The following is a 17,003-nucleotide window of genomic DNA, read 5'->3' as shown; positions in this document are numbered from 1 at the left end:
GAGGGAATTTGAGATGCTGTCAATTAGAATTAATGGTGAAAGCTTAGACTTAGAACCAGGAACAAAATTACAATTAGAAGTTAGCCATCCGGCTTTTAACTCCCGGGAGTTAGTCGGGACGTACAGCTATCCGATTAAGGCTAAGCTGACTCCTAAAAACAAACGGTTAATTAACCATTTACATCGACCTGAACGCATAGGCGACCTTGAAAAAGGGTTTGAATGTGAGCTTTACAATGGAGATACCTTTCATAAGAAAGGTATTTTCAAGTTTAAAATTAGTAATGGCACAATTGAGGGTTATATCCTGGCTGATAATAGTGGTGTAGCCAATATTCTAAGTAAGACTACATTAAATGACCTTTTTAAGGATACTACTTTTCAATTGGGCAATAATGCCTCAGAAATCAAAAATAACATTGCAGCAACCTGGATAAACTTTCCTAAAGTTCCGTATGTGTTCCCGTACGTAGTTAACTACATCGCAAATAGTCCTGAACGAGATGAAAACGGAGTTGTAATCACACCAGTTGTGAGCTCCATGAATCCGGTCTATTTATCTGCAGAAACCAATAGCTATGAAATGAGGTATGGCCTGGCCGAACCTCCAACAAAATCTGCTTACATGCAGTTTCCTTTTTTCAGTCTGAAGTATGTAGTTATTGAATGCTGCAAACTTTTGGGTTACCAGGCGAAGGGCTCATGGTTTTCTGATCCATGGTTAGATCGGATCCTGATATTCAACAACGTGGCACTTCCTTTAATAGTTAGCACTATCGGAACCTTAAAAATTACTGCTGGAGACCACTTACCTCAGATATCTATCGGAAAATTCTTTAACGCACTGAAGAATTCGTTTGGCATTCAGATCCTGTTGGATCCGGAAACGCTTACTGCAGATTTCACGCCCTTGAAAGAAGCTTTGGTAAGTACGTCGGTTGAAGATTTTACTACCAAAACTGGACACATGAAAGATCTGAATTCTAATGAGTACAGTGGCTTAACCATAAAACCAACATTTGACTCAGATGATAAAATGTGGAGTGACTCCCCTCCTCCTATCGACGTAACTGGTGATCCCAGAGATCCGATTGTTCGTGAATACAATTTTAACGGAGGAGGTGAAACGTATGAGCTAGGCACCGGTCCTATTTTAATGGGTACTTTCAGAACTGACCGGGATAGAGCTGATGAAAGAACCCTGCTTTTGCCGGTAGTAAATCAAAGCTGCCTGATCAGAGATCCATTAGTAGCTGCTGGAGATATGGCAGATGAAACTAAGCATAAATTCAGCCTTCGTTTTTTCACCTACTATGGTATGCAGCCTGATTCATTGGGCTATTATTACCCATTTGCAAGCAGTGGTGTCACCAATTACAATAACATCAGAGTTGGTGAATATGCAATGATCTATGAAGGGGAATTCGGCCTTTTTAAGAGGTGGCTGGAACCGTGGTTTGAATTTCAAAAAAATGCCAAAGTTGCTGTGTTTAATATGAACCTAAATGGTAGTGAATTCACCAAAAAACTATTAAAACTACCTAAGATCATATTAACGGACGAAGGTGTAAAAATGAGGTGTATTCTAAGCCGTCTGAGCTATGAGTTTCCGACTTATGCCAGTGCTGAAATGGAAGTCTACACTCAATCAGCTACTCCTTCCAGATCTGCAGTTCCGGTAAACCCTCCAGAGTATATTCCTCCGGTGGATGGATCTGTACCAGTTAATCCAATTATTATCTATGCAATCCTTGAAATTGAGAACCACCGCCGGTATAACGAAGGTGGTTTATTTGATAACCGGTATAAAATATCCGGCGATATCGTGATCAGGTTTTATTCTGACAGGGCCGGCACAAAACCATTCATTGCAAATAACCTGAATGTGAAGTATAAAATGGATCATGTTAACAGGATCAATTCTTATATGAGTTTCAGTGAAAACCGACAGGTTATCTGTAATGGTAGTAAAGTGGTGTTATTTTCTAATTACACCTTCCTAATGGCTTACAGGTACACTAAATACCAGGATTATTTTTCCTTACTGCCTTCAGTGGGCTATAACATCATTACAACCAGAAGTAATCCATCGGCTCCAAACATCGGTCCACGTCCAAGATATTAAGTGAGAGAACATGCAGCAGAAGGAATTAGAGCAATTGCTTGATAAATGGCTCTCCAGAACCGTCAAAAGGTTCCAGGAAGCCATGGATCGGTACATGATTATTGGAGATGATCGGTTGTATCATTCGTTTGCAACCGAACTGCAGTCAAACGGTGGAGATGTCGAGCGGGTACTTATAAAATTCAATAATTACGGTCGGTTTGTCGATATGGGTGTCGGACGGGGTGTTCCCTTAGGGAGTAGGAAAGCATTAGGGGATGATGCATACTCCAGAAGCAGAGGCGAATCCGGTAGGCTTCACCATATGGCTCGTAAAGCCAAACCATGGTACAGCAAAACCAAGCGACGGGAAATCGGAAAGCTCCGGAGAATATTGGAGATCCGGTTTGCAATAAGTGCAATGAAAGAAGTGAAGGATGGTATAGCGCAAATTGGCAATGTGAGCATACACGTATAAGCAAATTAAAGTGAGGGTGATATAGATGGCGATGGAAAATGAAAAGGCTGTTATAGACCTGGTATTAAACGGTCAAAACAGCATGACAACTATCAATGAGGTAAACAGTGCAGTAAGAGCATTAACCTCATCGATAAATAAAATGAGAGAGGCCGATAATCCGGCACAGTATGCAGAGCTGATTAGGCAACGAAAAGCCTTAAAGGATGCTCAGAACGAAATGAAAGAAGCCGTTAATGGCACAACTACCTCGTTCGGGAAGTTTAAGCAAATTGCTGCAGGAACGTTTGTAGGTGGCGCACTGATAAAAGGTTTTGAACTGGCTGTTGCTGCAGTTGAGCGTTTCATTGGAGGAATTTACCAGGCTGCAGCGCAAACACAAAAGTTCACTGCAATACTAGAAAACTCCCTAGGCAGTAAAAGCGGAGCCAAAGCAGCATTGGATATGTTACGTGAATGGGCAGCTGAAACACCGTTTTCATTAGAAGAGGCTACCCAGGGGTATATAAAGCTAGTTAACCGTGGTATAATCCCAACAAAAGCAGAGTTAACTCAAATGGGTGATTTGGCCGCTTCTCAAGGCAAAACGCTTGATCAGTACATCGAAGCGATGCTTGATGGAATGACTGGAGAGTGGGAGCGAATGAAGGAGTTAGGCTTGAGAGCGAAAACTGTTGGAGATACAGTAAGCTTGACCTTTAAGGGAATGACATTATCAGTCAACAAATTCGATGAACAAGGGATTCAGAAAGCATTATTGAATTTCGCAAAAATGGATGGTATAGCTGGCAGTATGGCCGCTGTATCTAAAACCATTGAAGGACAGGCTTCAAATCTAAAGGATAACCTGGATAAACTTGCGGCTACTATTGGAACAAGCTTCAGTGAAAGTATCATGAGTATTATCAAACTGGCTAATGATGGCACTTCAGCTATTACAAGGATGTTTAAATCAGCTGCAGATAATTCAATAGATGACTTTAAGGAACAACAAAAGGTTGTTAAATCCCTTACAGGGGACATTGCACCGTTACTGGATCGATATGACACCCTTAAAACCAAAACCAAATTAACAGCCATTGAACAGAATGAGTTAAAAAACATCATTCAACGAGTTTCTCAAGTTATTCCCAGTGCTGCAGCTGAGTTTGATAAGTATGGCAACATCGTTTCAATCAATACCACTAAAGCTCGTGAGTTTATTGAGACTCAAAAAGCCATGTTAAAGGTTAAAAATGCTGATGCTATTACGGAAAATGAGGATGCCTTAAAATCCGATCAAAAGCGACTTACCGAACTTGCAATCAGAAGAAAGTCCGGAACAGCCTGGGAAACGGCTACAACGGGCCCTGGTATGTCAAGTTCTTATGTAAGAAAACTTACTGATGAGGAATTAAGAGTTCTGGATGAAAATATTGCAGCATTGAATGAAAGAATCAAGGGTCGAACAGGTATTATCAACGAGCTCAAAGGAGGAAATCTCACTATCCCAGAGATAAAAGTTGATAAGCCCCAAACAAATGGGAATGGGAATACCGAGGAAGAGGAAAAGGCTAAAGAAAAAGCATTAAATAAGTATAAAGAGCTGCAACAGGATATCCAAAAAGTAAAGGACGATAACCATAAGCTAACTTTAGAAAAGGATCAGCAGGAAGTATTCGAAGTTGAACAAAAATATAAGAAGCTGCGAGAGAGGGCAAAGGGGCATGCAAATGATATCCTTACTATCAATATCGAAGAAAAGAAAGAACTGGATCTCCTAAAGAAAAAGCAAGCTGAGGAACGGGAAAAAGAACAGGAAAAGCAAAACGCTGAAGACGCAAAAGCCTATTTTGAACTTTCCAAAAATCAGCTTGAAAACCGGTTTAATGATAAAGAAACCAATCTTCAGAATCAGAAAGCTGATGCCTATGATGATTTAAATGAAGTTCCTCTGGAAGAACGTCTCGAAAAGGAACTGGAGCTGCAACAAGCTTTTGCTCTCAGCGAATATGAACTGGAATATGAACGGTTAGTAGCTTTAAAGATTCTGCATGAAACGTTTGGTGAAGACACCTCTCAGATAGATAAAAAAATAGCTGATAACCGGATTAAGGAATCAGAACGGGTTTATAAGAAGAAAATTGCAGATGAAACCCGTTATAAAGAGGGCCAAAAAGCTATACAGGAAGCTTCAATTTCCCTGGTAAAAGAGGGTGTCGACACCGTAAAGACGCTGTTCGGGGAAAAATCAGCAGCTTATAAAGCTGCTCTAGTGGTTGAAGCAGCAATGAGTACTGCAGAGGTTATTATGCGTACTCAATCGGAAATTCAAGGGTATTGGAAACTTTACTCCGGTATTCCTGGAGGCCAGGTGATCGCTGGTGCCTTGACCGGTATTGCAGTGGCCCGTGCCGGTTTAAGTATCGCCAAGATTGCCAAAGCAGCTTCCATGAGTGGTGATGATGCTGACTCCGGATCCGGCAATCAAACAAGATCATCAACACCAAAGGCACGTGATGGTGCTTTAATCGGTGCTGTACCGGAAGGTAGTAGCCATGAAGATGGTGGGATCGATCTGTTCGACAGAAAAACAGGAAAGCATATTCTGAATATGGAAGGCGGTGAGCCCCTAATGGTGCTTAGTAAAAAGGTTTATGGTAATAATAAGCGTCTTATTGACCAGCTGCTGTATAACAGTATGTATAAAAACGGTGCACCTGTTTTACCCAATTACCAGGCAATCGATAAAGCGGTTTCAACTTATCGAAATGGTGGTGTTTCGGAAAGCTTAGATGCCTGGCAGTTGGCAGCAACTGCTGCAGCTTCAAACTCCTCAGGTGGAACAAATTCTGAAGTAGTAATTAAAAATGATGATCGGTTACTGGAAGTAATGAACCAGGTGCTTGCTGCAGTGAGAGAAGAAAAAGACCGGCCTGTAGTGATCAGTTACTTTAAGATTGCAGAATCCTTGAATACGGTTGATATGATCCGGAAAGATGCAGGGGCTAGATAAAAAAGTCCTGGACTATATGTTCCAGGACTTTTCTATTTTCGCAAAATCAAAAACCGCGAAAAATGAAAAAAATATTTCTACTACTTATGATGTTGCCAATCTTGGCATTGGCGCAAGATGACATGTACTTTGATAAACTTAAGCCGAAATCAGCCAAAGAAACCTTTCCTGAAATTAGACTTCCTTTTGATAATGGGCGAATTGCCTACACTGGTGTTGTAATTGTTGACAGTGTAAAGATGAAAGAACTATTTGTTAGAGCTAAAGAATGGACAGCTTTAACATTTAATTCGGCACAAGATGTTATTCAAATGGATGATAAGGAGGCTGGCAAACTAATCATTAAAGCCATTGACAAAGTAAATATTTCTAGCAAATCATTAGGGATGGAAAATATTACTACCTACTCGCTTTATTTTACACTTAACTTAACTTTTAAGGACAACAAATATAAATATGAGTTGAATAACTTTCGGGTAATGCTTGCCCCATCAAAAGAAATCCCTCATCCAGATGAAACTCTAGTTGAAAATACATATCAATCTTATCATAAATACTGTTGTGAGCAAAAACGTGACTACTGGGTAAATAAATCAATGCTTAGACTTTGGGCAGACATTTTAAGAAATGTGGACGAAAGCGCTAAGATTATAATTGATGAATTAAAAATAGCGGTTGAAAAACCTTCAAATGGTAAAAACGATTGGTAACCGCCTTACATTTGTTACAAATGGCAATTAGATTTATAGCCTTGTAAGCCTACTAAATTAAAATTGTTTCGCATGTTTGCAATGCAGGACGATTTTATGATGGTAAATCATTAAAGGTTTACAATCACCAACATTTTAAGATAAATCCCGAGTGAGCCGGTTAGGCCGGCAACCCTTCTTCGTGTTTTTACCACGTAAGATTTGTTCTGCAGCACTCGGGGCTATTTATACCATGCAGAACAAACCGAAAAAATCCGTTGACGCTCAAGGAGCAGAGACTACCTCTCAAATGGCAACCTTAACCGTGAAGGTACATCCTAACCTATTAAGCCAAGCTCAACTAAATTGCTTTGTAAACTGGTACACCAGAGGGGCTGATGCTCGTAAAGCAATGAACAGTCTGTTAGAACTTTTCTTCCAAAATGTAACTAATGAGACTCATTTTCCTGTACTGAATGAGTCGGAGATATTTGAGGTGTACATGCTCTACCGTTTTTTATACCGGTTAGAATACCAGGATCATGAAGAGGCAAAAGAAGTAAGTCATCAATAAACCGATTGGAATCCCACATTTATAGTATAGCACAAGCATTACAACTTGCTTATATTTACCTACAAATGTCAACTAGATTTATACAATTGTAAACCGATGAAATTAAAATTCTTTTGCATGTTTGTGATGCAGAAATACTAATACCCGTTGTTTGTACATCAAAGTATAAATCAACAAAACTTAAGATAATCCCGTGTGAGCCGTTTGGAGCGGCATTCCTTCGCTTGTGCAAACAGGTATGAGTGTTTCTGCAGCACACGGGACTTTTTTACAGTATGCAGAAACACTCGAAAAAAGCCGCCAATGCTCAAGGAGCACCAGCCGGCATCCCAAAAACGGTTACATTAACTGTTGAGGCACACCCTAACTTGTTAAGCCAAGCTAAGCTCAATTGCTTTGTACAATGGTACACCACCGGTGCTGATGCCGGCAAAGCCATGAACAGTCTGTTAGAACTGTTCTTCCAAAACCTTACTAACGAAACTCATTTTCCTGAACTGGATGAGTCGGAAATATTTGAAATGTACATGCTCTATCGCTTTTTATACCGGTTGGAGCGGCAAGATCACGAGGAGTTATTAGAAATTGTCACCCAAAACAACTGGGTTCAATAAAATAAAAGCCCTCATCAAAGGGCTTTTATTTATAGACTTTCCATCAAAGACATTTGTTGTTTTCTCTGTTCTGCATCAATGTGTACATATACCATTGTAGTTTTTATAGCTGCATGTCCCATAAGTTCTTTAAGTACTGCAATATTTCCACCTGCAGCTAAAAACAAGGTAGCAAAAGTATGTCTGGCAGTATGAAAGCTTAATTCCTTGCTTATTTTGGCCTTCTCCGCAATAAGCTTCAAATTCTCATTCATTTTCTGATCCGCAACTTTCTCCAGTAATAACCCCTTTTTCCCTTCGATTAACTTTTTTGCATAAGATAGTAAGGGAATCCTTACGGGCCGATTAAAGCGTCTTGTTTTATGAGGTATAAAGACCAGTTCATCACCAATAATGTTTTCATTGGAGAGATGAGCAATATCTGAAATACGAACGCCAGTATGGCATGAAAACAAGTAACTTTTCAACTCTCTCATTAAATGTCCTGGAAGATCATTTTTTTCATACAGCTGTTTAAGTTTTTTCACCTCTTGCTTAGTTAAGTACTCAATAGTACCTGGTACCTGCTTCGGTTTATCATTCATATTCAGGAATGGATTTTCAAAAACAATTCCTTCATCTTTTGCAATATTCAGATATGTTGAAATGTTCTTAAACCTTCCCCAGCGTGTATTTTCACTGTTTTTTTTCACCTTCTTTAAGAAAACATTAAAATCCTCAAAAATCCTTGCGGACAGCTCAGAAAAAGCAATTTCGTTTTTGAACTCTTTAAGCCGGTCAACTGTTCCAATATGTTTTTTATAGGTGCTTTCATCAATTAATCCTCCCCTAAACCGGTACTTAACCTTAGATTCCATGTAATGGATAAAATCCTTTTTTGAACCTGCAGCATTAAGTTCTTTGTAAAATAAATTTTCAGTAAGTAGTTTATCAGAGGTACGGTATTTAATGAATATGTCATTGATATCAGATCGAACCTTATCGATAATAATCTTGGCATCTATCCATTCCTGGTCTTTCTTTCCTCTTGGGATAAGTTCATTCTTTACAAAATCATACCTGGTTACATCCCATGAAACACGCGGATTAACCTTAATGATCTTCCTATTTATAATAACCTGAAAATAAAGGGCTGATTTGCCTTCCTTATTAATATAGTCTTTACGGATTAAAAGCTTCTGAGAGTACTGATGCATCGCGAAATGTTCTGGTAAACTATTGGAAAAACCAGTTTACACAGATGTATTCCCAAGGCTGTAGAGCCGTTTTTCTGGAAAACATCTGGTAAACAACAAAACGCGGTTTAAAGTAGTATTAACTGTGATTTGGCACAGAATTGTGCCCAGGGGGGGACTCGAACCCCCAAGGGTATTCCCAACGGCTTCTGAGACCGCAACGTTTACCAATTTCGCCACCTGGGCAAGCGGAATGCAAAAATATTATCTTCCGGTAATTTTTGGATAAAAAATTTAAAAATTATAACTAAGATTTAGACCACCCCATACTGTGTTTTTTCCTTTTAATGCAGGAATATAATAATTAGAGGCTTTGCTATAATATCCTTTGCCTATGGGTGTCAAGTAAATGGAATAATCCAATGCAACCTCCAATTTCATTTTCTCATTTAAACGATATCCTAAACCAGTGGAAAGTCCGCTCGTAATTACAGGATGATATGTATCCATATCAAAACTTCTCCAACTGTTATTTGTCGAGCTTGCTGACTTATTACTAATATTAAAATTAAAGATTCCATTTACCTCGGCAGGAATATAGAATTTATCTGATAGATTAAAATCGTACTTTACTTTCAAAGGTACAGTTAAGTAAGCGTACTTGATTTTAACCGTAATCTCATTAGGCCATACCGGATCTAACTCATCTATGGGAGTTACTGTAAATTTGTACCCTGATCTATTCATTAAATAACCAACACCTGCACCTATTTTAAGTCCCTTATGTAAATTATAATATCCTGATAGTTGTACACTATAAGATAATGTTGCCTGAGAATACTGTGTCCTGTTCCAATTATCACTAAACCCACCTGTAAGCGTGCTTAACTGAATGCTCCATTTGTTCTGTCCGAATGAATAGCTAGCCGTAAATAAGAAAAATAAAATAAGTAGTGTTTTTTTCATTGAATAGTATGTTTAAAAAGAATTTCCTCTTCTTCTATCTGTAACCGACAAAAATATTTTTTACAATTGTTATCAAGTTTTGTTATCACCCATTTTTCACCCTTAATTAGCCAGCTTGTGTAAGAATTATTTTAAAGTATAAACATTTCCGTATCCCTTGATAAACTTACCATCTTTAACATATCCTATGAAGTTATCAAGATCATTACTTTCTAATTTATTTTCGCCATCTACGAATAAGGAAAGTAAGTAGTAATGTTCGTGAAAACCCTTTCTAATCATCAATGTATCATTTTCGTATAGTGCTATTGTTCCGGATTTATAAGGCATCGATGTAATTCTTACGGGGTTACATGTATTGTTTATACAAACAGTTAATTCAAGAAATGTTGTACTGTAGCAGGGCTAGTTAAAGGATCAAATATAATTTCATACTTAATTTCATATTTTCTTTTTTCTTCTGGCCTTAAATCATTATCCGATTTACATGCAAAAAGACTAGCCGAGAACAATGCAGTTAGTATAAAAGTTTTTTCATGTTGTAAGCACATTTGCCCGTTTTTTTGCCCGTTTGACTAAAAACAAGAAAAACAGCCCTATTGGAGCTGTTTTTTTGTGCGCGGAATGAGATTCGAACTCACACGCCCTGCGGGCGCCTCCCCCTCAAGATGGTGCGTCTACCAATTTCGCCACCCGCGCTTGAGGCTGCAAATATATAAACTCCATCATATTTCAGGAACATTTTTAAGCATTCAACACTTATTTTTTGCATTTCAGCACATAAAAACAAACAATTATCTGTACCTCAAATCATTAACACTTTAAACATCTTTTCACTCAGAAAAAAGTTAATTAATCATTAAAAAACATCAAATAAAATATCATTTAACAAGTTCAAGTTTTTAAATTTAGGTATGAGTTACGCTGAAAAGAAAAAAAACCGATCAGACTTTGTACGTATTTTCCCATGGCTCGTTGTATTGATATTAGGATTAGTTACGATGAGAAATTGCGGCAAGAATGAGGTGAAGTCTACTACTGTTCACAATGTAATACTTGAAAAAGTTGAGTCACTGGGAAAATTGGAGTTGGTGCGCTACAAATTTAAGGACATTGTTGAGCATGAAATGATCAGTCAATGGCTACCCGACCCTAAAGCTTTATTAATTGTTAGTGGAGAAGCAGTTGGCTGTATTGATTTAGGCAAGGTAAAAAAAGAAGATATCACTGTTGTTGATACCATTTTAACAATCCGTCTTCCTAACCCTGAATTATGTTATTATAAAATTGACCATAAGAATTCTAAAGTATATCAAACCAATTATGCCTTTTTAGTGGAAGCTCAACTTGTTGACGAGGCTTATAAAAAGGCTGAAGAAGAGTTAGGAAAAAATGCGTTAAAAGCTGGAATATTGGAACAAACAAAAGTAAGCGCAGAAAAAGTGTTAACCCCGTTCTTTGCAGCTTTTGGTTATAAAAAAGTGATCTACGAATTTAAATAAGAAGGGCTGCTTAAATAAACAACCCTTCTTTTTTCGCTAATACAAGCCTTTAAGTTTATCCATCAATCCACCACCTCCTTGATCACCGCCTTGCTGATTAAATAAATTGGTAATATCGTCCAGGGAAAATTGTCCGTCACTCCCCTTTAGCTGAGTAACCACATTAGTTAAGTCCAAACCATCAGTTTTACCTCCGGTCAACGAACCTAAAATACCGTTCAGATTAAAGCTTGAATCATTAGGATCATTGGTCTTGCTTACCAGGTTATTTAATACCTGAGGTACTAAAGTTGCAGCAATACCTTGTGCTTTAGTTGAATCCAACCCAAATTTTTCCATTAATGAACCTGCTACACCGGCGATAGCACCAGCACTTGCTCCTCCACTACCAGCGTTACCTGTAAACATGTTCAGAATATTTCCTAACCCGCCGCCGCTTGCCTGACTCTGCAGGCTGCTAAATATCGAACTTGATGTTGCTTCAATAGCAGCATCATTCTGATCGTTCGGAATATCAGGGTTATTTACAATAGCATCTCCTGCATATTGCTTTACGAGATCTAAAAGATTATCGAGCATAGTTTATCGATTTTAATTCAATGAATTTAGCTATACTATTTCAATTTTCATGCATCAATAAATAGCATTTCTCCATAAAAATTGAATCAATCTTTTAGCAAAATGAACGCTTAAGGACTAACTTCAAAACTGATTACGTCGAATGCGGCTAACTGTTCATCTATATTATTATCATTATTATTATAAAAGACAGTTAACTGATCACTCTTAAACTCTATATCAAAGTTTTTAGCATCCAGCTTTATCTTTGAAAAAGTAGTACCATTTACTTTTTTCATCAGATAAGCATTTTCCAGTTTATTATAATTAAGTTTTATAGGTAGATTTTGAAGATCAATATTGAGCACATATTTATTAGGAGAGTAGTTATCCCATTTAATATCACTTAAAATATAATTATTATTTCCTTTGGCATCAGCGTAAGTAATATAAACTGCTGACGGCAATACTACATTACGTGCACCTTCTCTGTTACAAGCCCAAAAACTTATGCTAAAATATACTATAAAAATATAAAAAAGATGTTTTAAAGGTTTCATGTGCAATGGTTAGTAATCCAAAAGTATTTAAGTTACACATTTTATCTTTAAGTATAAATACGTAATTATTAATACTATACCTATAACAAATAAATTACAGTTGCATAATATAATCCTCATCTAGATCTTTTACCGACCCAAATCCGATCACATCCTTCAGTACTTTTCCATTGGTTAATTCAACCGCCTTAACCAATTTATCATTCCCGAACTTGCTTTTAATATCATACACCAGTTTCCGTAAATTATCTTTCCGAAGAGTATTTTCGAACATATTAAACTGAGCCAAATCACCATCTACAAAATTGAATACACCAACCCCAAGTGAAGTTATCTTATTATTCAACAGCGATTCACTGCCGCTTCTTAACGCTGATTGTTTCATTTTTAACTTTATCAACCGGAGTATTTCAGTAGCTTCCTGAATTGGAGCTCCTGGCTTGATCATATCTCCCCATCTCCCATCTTCATACCTTATCGATACTGAAATGTCATTAGCCAGAACATTCTGTCGCACCATTCTTTTTTCGAGCGTCGTACAAAGTGTTAGCAATATGGCTTCTACCTGTTCTACATTTTCCCGTTGTGATGCTGATATCTGCCGCATGGCCTGCATGCTTTTATAATCATGAGTAGAAAGGTCAACCTCTGAAAAATTCAAGCGATAATGCCAATATAAACCCACCACACTCTGACAAGCATTTTTCACTTTTTCTGGTTGTGCATACCGTAGTTGAATAGGATTATTGATGCCATGTTTTTGTAAACGCCAAGCCATGTTACTGCTGATTCCGGGTAAATCAACAAGTTGTAATCGACCCAGCACTTCATCAATATTCTGTTCATTAATAATAGTTAAGCCGTCTGGCTTTTTGATACCGGAAGCGAGCTTGGCCAAAAAAGCATTGGGAGCGATACCAATTGAACATTTCAGCCAATCACCAACTTCACGGTTTATATCTTTTTTGATCTTTTTAGCCAGTTCCGACACATCATCATAGATCAATTTATAATTAGTAAGATTTACAACTGCTTCGTCAATACTTTTTGGTATTACATCCTCAGCGTAACGCTTTAGTATTTTTATGATTTTTACATGATACCCCCGATATCTGTCAGGATTAGTTTCCAGAGGGACCAATTCAGGACAAATCCTAATAGCCTCATTCAAACGCATTCCGGTTTTAATACCTCTTTTTTTAGCCTCTATCGATGGAGCTATAATGCAACCATATTGCCCTGTGTAAACACATACACCAATAGGTCGACCACGTAACCAATAATTATCCTGCTGCTCGCAACTTGCAAAAAAGCTGTTCATATCAATAAACAATACTAACGCTTGTCCGTCTTTACTGATACGATTCTGGTTCATGCCTCATCTGTTTTGTTGAAACAAAGTTACAAAATACTAATTAAATTAGCAACAATACTATTTACTTTAGTTTTATTTTTTGCTGTAGATTGACTTTTATCAACGCTCCAAACAAGGAAAACTATTAAATTTGCCTATTTTCGGACTAACTTAAATCAAAAGATTATTTTTTCGGATGTTTAAAAGACTACTGTTTATAATTTCCCTGGGATTGATATGTACTGTCAGCAATGCTCAGGATTCTCTAATCACAATCGTTCCAAAACCTGTTTCAGCCAAAGTATTATCCGGTACTTTCACTTTAACACCAGATGCTATTTTAGTTTATAATGTTGACAGCGGAAAACACATTGCGCAACTTTTCAAACAATCAATTGCGGTTCCCACCGGTTTCAATAATGATATAGCTCACGAAAATCAGTTTTTGGGTAAAGGCAAGTTTATCAAGTTCGATATTCTAAGCATCCGTGACACAGTGATCGGTAACGAAGGCTACCATTTAGAAGTAAGCCCTAATTGCATTGAAATAAGTGCAAATACCACCGGAGGACTATTCTATGGCATGCAAAGTGTACTTCAATTATTGCCTCCCAAAATCAATAGTATAAAAAATCAACCCTATGCATCTTGGACTATTCCTTGTGTAACGATTACTGATTATCCCCGTTTTGCATGGCGTGGACTTATGCTTGATGTAAGCCGGCATTTCTTTCCGAAAGAATTGGTAAAAAAATACATTGATAATATGGTGAAATACAAATACAATGTATTTCATTGGCACTTAACGGATGATCAGGGTTGGCGGATCGAAATCAAAAGCTTCCCTCGCTTGACATCAGTTGGCGCCTGGAGAGCTCCTCGAATGGGCGAATGGTGGAGCCAGAGTCCGCAATATGATGGAGAACTCACTACTTATGGAGGTTTTTATACCAAAGAAGATATTAAGGAAATTGTAGAGTACGCTGCAGCCCGCAACGTTACCATTTTGCCTGAAATTGATGTACCCGGACATAGTTTAGCGGCCTTAGCTGCTTATCCTGAATTATCTTGCTTCGGAGGAAATTTTAAACCAAACGTTGGCGATAAATTCTATAAAAAAATGGAAAACTCACTATGTATTGGAAATGATTGTTCTTTTGAACTAATGGATTCTGTATTAACAGAAGTGATATCCATGTTTCCTGGTAAATATATTCATATTGGAGGAGACGAATGTTATAAGGGCTATTGGGATAAATGTCAAAAATGCCGGGCTCGTATGAAAACTGATTCATTACAATCTTTGGATCAATTACAGAGCTATTTTATTCATCGCATGGAGCAATTGATCATCAGCAAGGGTAAGCAAATGATCGGTTGGGACGAAATTTTAGAAGGAGGCCTAGCGCCCGAAGCAACGGTAATGTCGTGGAGAGGTTTAAAAGGTGGCGTTGAAGCCGCGAACATGGGACACAATGTAATTATGACTCCCGACAAATATTGTTACCTGGATTTATATCAGGGTGATCCTGACAGTGAATACAAAACTTATTCAATGAATCGATTAAGTACTTCTTATAGTTTGAACCCCGTTCCGGAGGGAATTGATAAGAAGTTTATTTTAGGCGGTCAAGGAAACTTGTGGACGGAAAACGTGCCAAATAATCGTCACCTCGAATACATGGTTTGGCCCCGTGCATTTGCCCTTTCTGAAGTTTTTTGGACACCACAGGAAAATCGCAACTGGGATGATTTTACCAAGCGTATGGAAGTTCAGTTTAAACGCTTTGATGCAGCTGAGATTAACTACGCTAAAAGTGCTTACGATCCCATTATCAGAGTTAATAAAAACAATATTGGCAATTACCTGATCAGTGTAACAGCCGAGGTTAACGGACTTGACATTTATTATTCGTTTGAAGGTCCTGACCCAGATAGCTTCTACCCACTTTATTCACAACCTTTAGAGATTCCTAAAGGTGCAGATACTTTTAAAGCCGTGACTTACAGAAATGGCAAACAGATTGGGAAAATTGTTACGCTAAAAATTAAAGATCTTGATAAGAAAATGAGACAAACGTCTTAAGGGTTGCGGGCCACGGGTTACGGGTTGTGAGTTACGGATTTCGGGTTTCGGGTTGCGAGTTACGGATTACGAATTTCGGGTTACGGATTGATTGTAGATTTAGGGTTCCGAATTATAGAGTAATTGTTTATAAATTATTTTCATCAATTTTTAATGATTGACTCAAGTTGTAGGAGTACAAGATCGCAACAGCGTTGCGCCTTCAGGTGCAAAACTCTCTAAAAATTGTTCAACCTTTAAAAGGGATTTGAACATAAATATCAACAAGATATTCTCACCAATCTTCCTATTGAACTAGTAATTTGAGTGAATAATTAAACAATTCCAAAACCAATAATTAATAAACTAACTAATACACAATTCGAAACCCGAAATCCGTAACCCGAAACTCGAAACCCGTAACCAGAAACCCGTAACTCGAAACCCGCAACCCGCACCCCCTTACAGTGCAAACTTTTCTCCTGGCAGATAGATATCAACCTTCAGTCCTTTTGCTCCAAGTTTATTGTTTCCTACTGATTTTGATTTTGTAGGATTTTGATAAACAATTACCTGCGAAATACCCACAACTTCAGCCCATCCGTTTTTGATCAAAATAGCTGTTGATTCGTCTATTCCAATCGCTTTCTTTGAAGGGTATTCTATCACCATGCTTAATAAACGGTTGTGCCTACTGCGTATTAGAAAATGCTGATCAATTACAGCAGAAGTCAGTAAACCCAAACCTTCCTTTATTTCAATATTTCCATCTTCTATAACCTGAGGTGTTGCCCGGTATTCTTTGTGCAGCAATTCATTTCCGGTGATCATTTCTTTACTCATTACGGCTGCACCGGCACTGGTTCCTGCTATCATTGCCCCATTTAGGTACGCTTTCTCAATTACAGCTCTCACAGCCGAGCCATTAATGGAGTTCATAAAACGGGTTTGATCCCCACCGGAAATATAAATGAGTTTAGCATTTGCCAATGAATCCAATGCAGAAGATGAAAGTGATTGTTTAGTAGAAATTGTACAGTTAACCGTTCTGAGACCGGCGTTCACAAACTGTTTCTTAGCATAAAAATAAGCCGAGTCGGGTTCTTCACTCGCCATGGGCAAAATAACTACATAATCATTCGCCTCAAGAGAAGCTTCAGTTATCATCCGTTTTACAAGTGCATCCGGACGGTCGCCACCACCTATAATGAATAATTTCCCTTTAGGAAATTTAACTTTCGATTGAACCTGTTGAGCAATTAAATGAGTAGAAAGGAGCGACAATAAAACGCCAAATAATACAAGTTTCTTCATAAACAACGAGATAGTTTCTCAAAGTTAGAAGAATTACACAATCGCCCAAGTGCTG

The 17,003-nt window shown here is 38.0% G+C and carries 15 protein-coding genes and 2 tRNA genes; 8 read left to right on the top strand and 9 right to left on the bottom strand.

The genetic code is table 11. The features are described 5' to 3' along the window. Positions 1-13 precede the first annotated feature (13 nt). The 6 genes from SOLCA_RS04085 (at position 14) to SOLCA_RS04060 (ending at position 7,454) form a co-directional block, all read left to right on the top strand. Complete coding sequence (locus tag SOLCA_RS04085; RefSeq protein ID WP_014679179.1) at positions 14-2,125, top strand: hypothetical protein; 2,112 nt, start codon at positions 14-16, stop codon at positions 2,123-2,125. 10 nt (positions 2,126-2,135) lie between these two features. Then, the gene (locus SOLCA_RS04080) at positions 2,136-2,582 is read left to right on the top strand and encodes a hypothetical protein (protein WP_014679178.1); all 447 of its coding nucleotides are present in this window, start codon (positions 2,136-2,138) and stop codon (positions 2,580-2,582) included. Positions 2,583-2,613: 31 nt separating this feature from the next. After that, a complete protein-coding gene (locus tag SOLCA_RS04075) occupies positions 2,614-5,577 on the top strand; it encodes a hypothetical protein (protein WP_042479264.1) in 2,964 nt (987 codons plus the stop codon). A 62-nt stretch (positions 5,578-5,639) separates the two neighbouring features. Then, positions 5,640-6,287 carry a DUF4468 domain-containing protein gene (locus SOLCA_RS04070; protein ID WP_042479262.1) on the top strand — a complete coding sequence of 216 codons (648 nt, stop codon included), beginning with the start codon at positions 5,640-5,642 and terminating at the stop codon, positions 6,285-6,287. Between the two features lie 232 nt (positions 6,288-6,519). Continuing rightward, on the top strand, positions 6,520-6,840 hold the full coding sequence (locus tag SOLCA_RS04065; protein WP_042479259.1) for a hypothetical protein: 321 nt from the start codon (positions 6,520-6,522) through the stop codon (positions 6,838-6,840). A gap of 275 nt (positions 6,841-7,115) precedes the next feature. Next, positions 7,116-7,454: a hypothetical protein gene (locus SOLCA_RS04060; protein WP_014679174.1), complete on the top strand. Its 339-nt coding sequence runs from the start codon at positions 7,116-7,118 to the stop codon at positions 7,452-7,454. Positions 7,455-7,483: 29 nt separating this feature from the next. On the opposite strand, the gene SOLCA_RS04055 is transcribed toward SOLCA_RS04060, so the two are convergent. The 5 genes from SOLCA_RS04055 to SOLCA_RS04035 all read right to left on the bottom strand — a co-directional run bounded on the left by SOLCA_RS04055 (position 7,484) and on the right by SOLCA_RS04035 (position 10,294). Beyond that, positions 7,484-8,650, bottom strand: a complete 1,167-nt coding sequence (locus SOLCA_RS04055; RefSeq protein WP_014679173.1) for a tyrosine-type recombinase/integrase — start codon at positions 8,648-8,650, stop codon at positions 7,484-7,486. A gap of 143 nt (positions 8,651-8,793) precedes the next feature. Then, positions 8,794-8,875: transfer RNA gene (locus SOLCA_RS04050), tRNA-Leu, on the bottom strand. Between the two features lie 48 nt (positions 8,876-8,923). Then, the gene (locus SOLCA_RS04045; RefSeq protein ID WP_014679172.1) at positions 8,924-9,595 is read right to left on the bottom strand and encodes an outer membrane beta-barrel protein; all 672 of its coding nucleotides are present in this window, start codon (positions 9,593-9,595) and stop codon (positions 8,924-8,926) included. Between the two features lie 126 nt (positions 9,596-9,721). After that, the gene (locus SOLCA_RS04040) at positions 9,722-9,925 is read right to left on the bottom strand and encodes a hypothetical protein (protein WP_014679171.1); all 204 of its coding nucleotides are present in this window, start codon (positions 9,923-9,925) and stop codon (positions 9,722-9,724) included. A gap of 286 nt (positions 9,926-10,211) precedes the next feature. Beyond that, positions 10,212-10,294, bottom strand: a tRNA-OTHER gene (locus tag SOLCA_RS04035). 215 nt (positions 10,295-10,509) lie between these two features. Between SOLCA_RS04035 and SOLCA_RS04030 the strand changes: the two genes are divergently transcribed. Then, positions 10,510-11,097 carry a DUF4230 domain-containing protein gene (locus SOLCA_RS04030; protein ID WP_014679170.1) on the top strand — a complete coding sequence of 196 codons (588 nt, stop codon included), beginning with the start codon at positions 10,510-10,512 and terminating at the stop codon, positions 11,095-11,097. A 36-nt stretch (positions 11,098-11,133) separates the two neighbouring features. On the opposite strand, the gene SOLCA_RS04025 is transcribed toward SOLCA_RS04030, so the two are convergent. The 3 genes from SOLCA_RS04025 to SOLCA_RS04015 form a co-directional block, all read right to left on the bottom strand. Further along, a complete protein-coding gene (locus SOLCA_RS04025) occupies positions 11,134-11,676 on the bottom strand; it encodes a hypothetical protein (protein WP_014679169.1) in 543 nt (180 codons plus the stop codon). Between the two features lie 110 nt (positions 11,677-11,786). Next, entirely contained in the window at positions 11,787-12,215 is a 429-nt protein-coding gene (locus tag SOLCA_RS04020) for a hypothetical protein (protein ID WP_014679168.1), read from the bottom strand. A gap of 94 nt (positions 12,216-12,309) precedes the next feature. After that, positions 12,310-13,590, bottom strand: coding sequence for a DNA polymerase Y family protein (locus SOLCA_RS04015; protein ID WP_014679167.1), 1,281 nt, complete (start codon positions 13,588-13,590; stop codon positions 12,310-12,312). A 175-nt stretch (positions 13,591-13,765) separates the two neighbouring features. Here SOLCA_RS04015 and SOLCA_RS04010 point away from each other — a divergent pair, with 175 nt between their 5' ends. Further along, entirely contained in the window at positions 13,766-15,655 is a 1,890-nt protein-coding gene (locus SOLCA_RS04010) for a beta-N-acetylhexosaminidase (RefSeq protein WP_042479256.1), read from the top strand. 441 nt (positions 15,656-16,096) lie between these two features. On the opposite strand, the gene SOLCA_RS04005 is transcribed toward SOLCA_RS04010, so the two are convergent. Next, positions 16,097-16,948 carry a cyanophycinase gene (locus SOLCA_RS04005; RefSeq protein ID WP_014679165.1) on the bottom strand — a complete coding sequence of 284 codons (852 nt, stop codon included), beginning with the start codon at positions 16,946-16,948 and terminating at the stop codon, positions 16,097-16,099. Between the last annotated feature and the right edge of the window lie 55 nt (positions 16,949-17,003).

Origin of the sequence: Solitalea canadensis DSM 3403 (assembly GCF_000242635.2) — a bacterium.
Classification (GTDB): Bacteria; Bacteroidota; Bacteroidia; order Sphingobacteriales; family Sphingobacteriaceae; genus Solitalea; species Solitalea canadensis.
The sequence above is the reverse complement of the archived record's forward strand: the minus strand, read 5'-3'. Positions and strand labels throughout refer to the sequence as shown.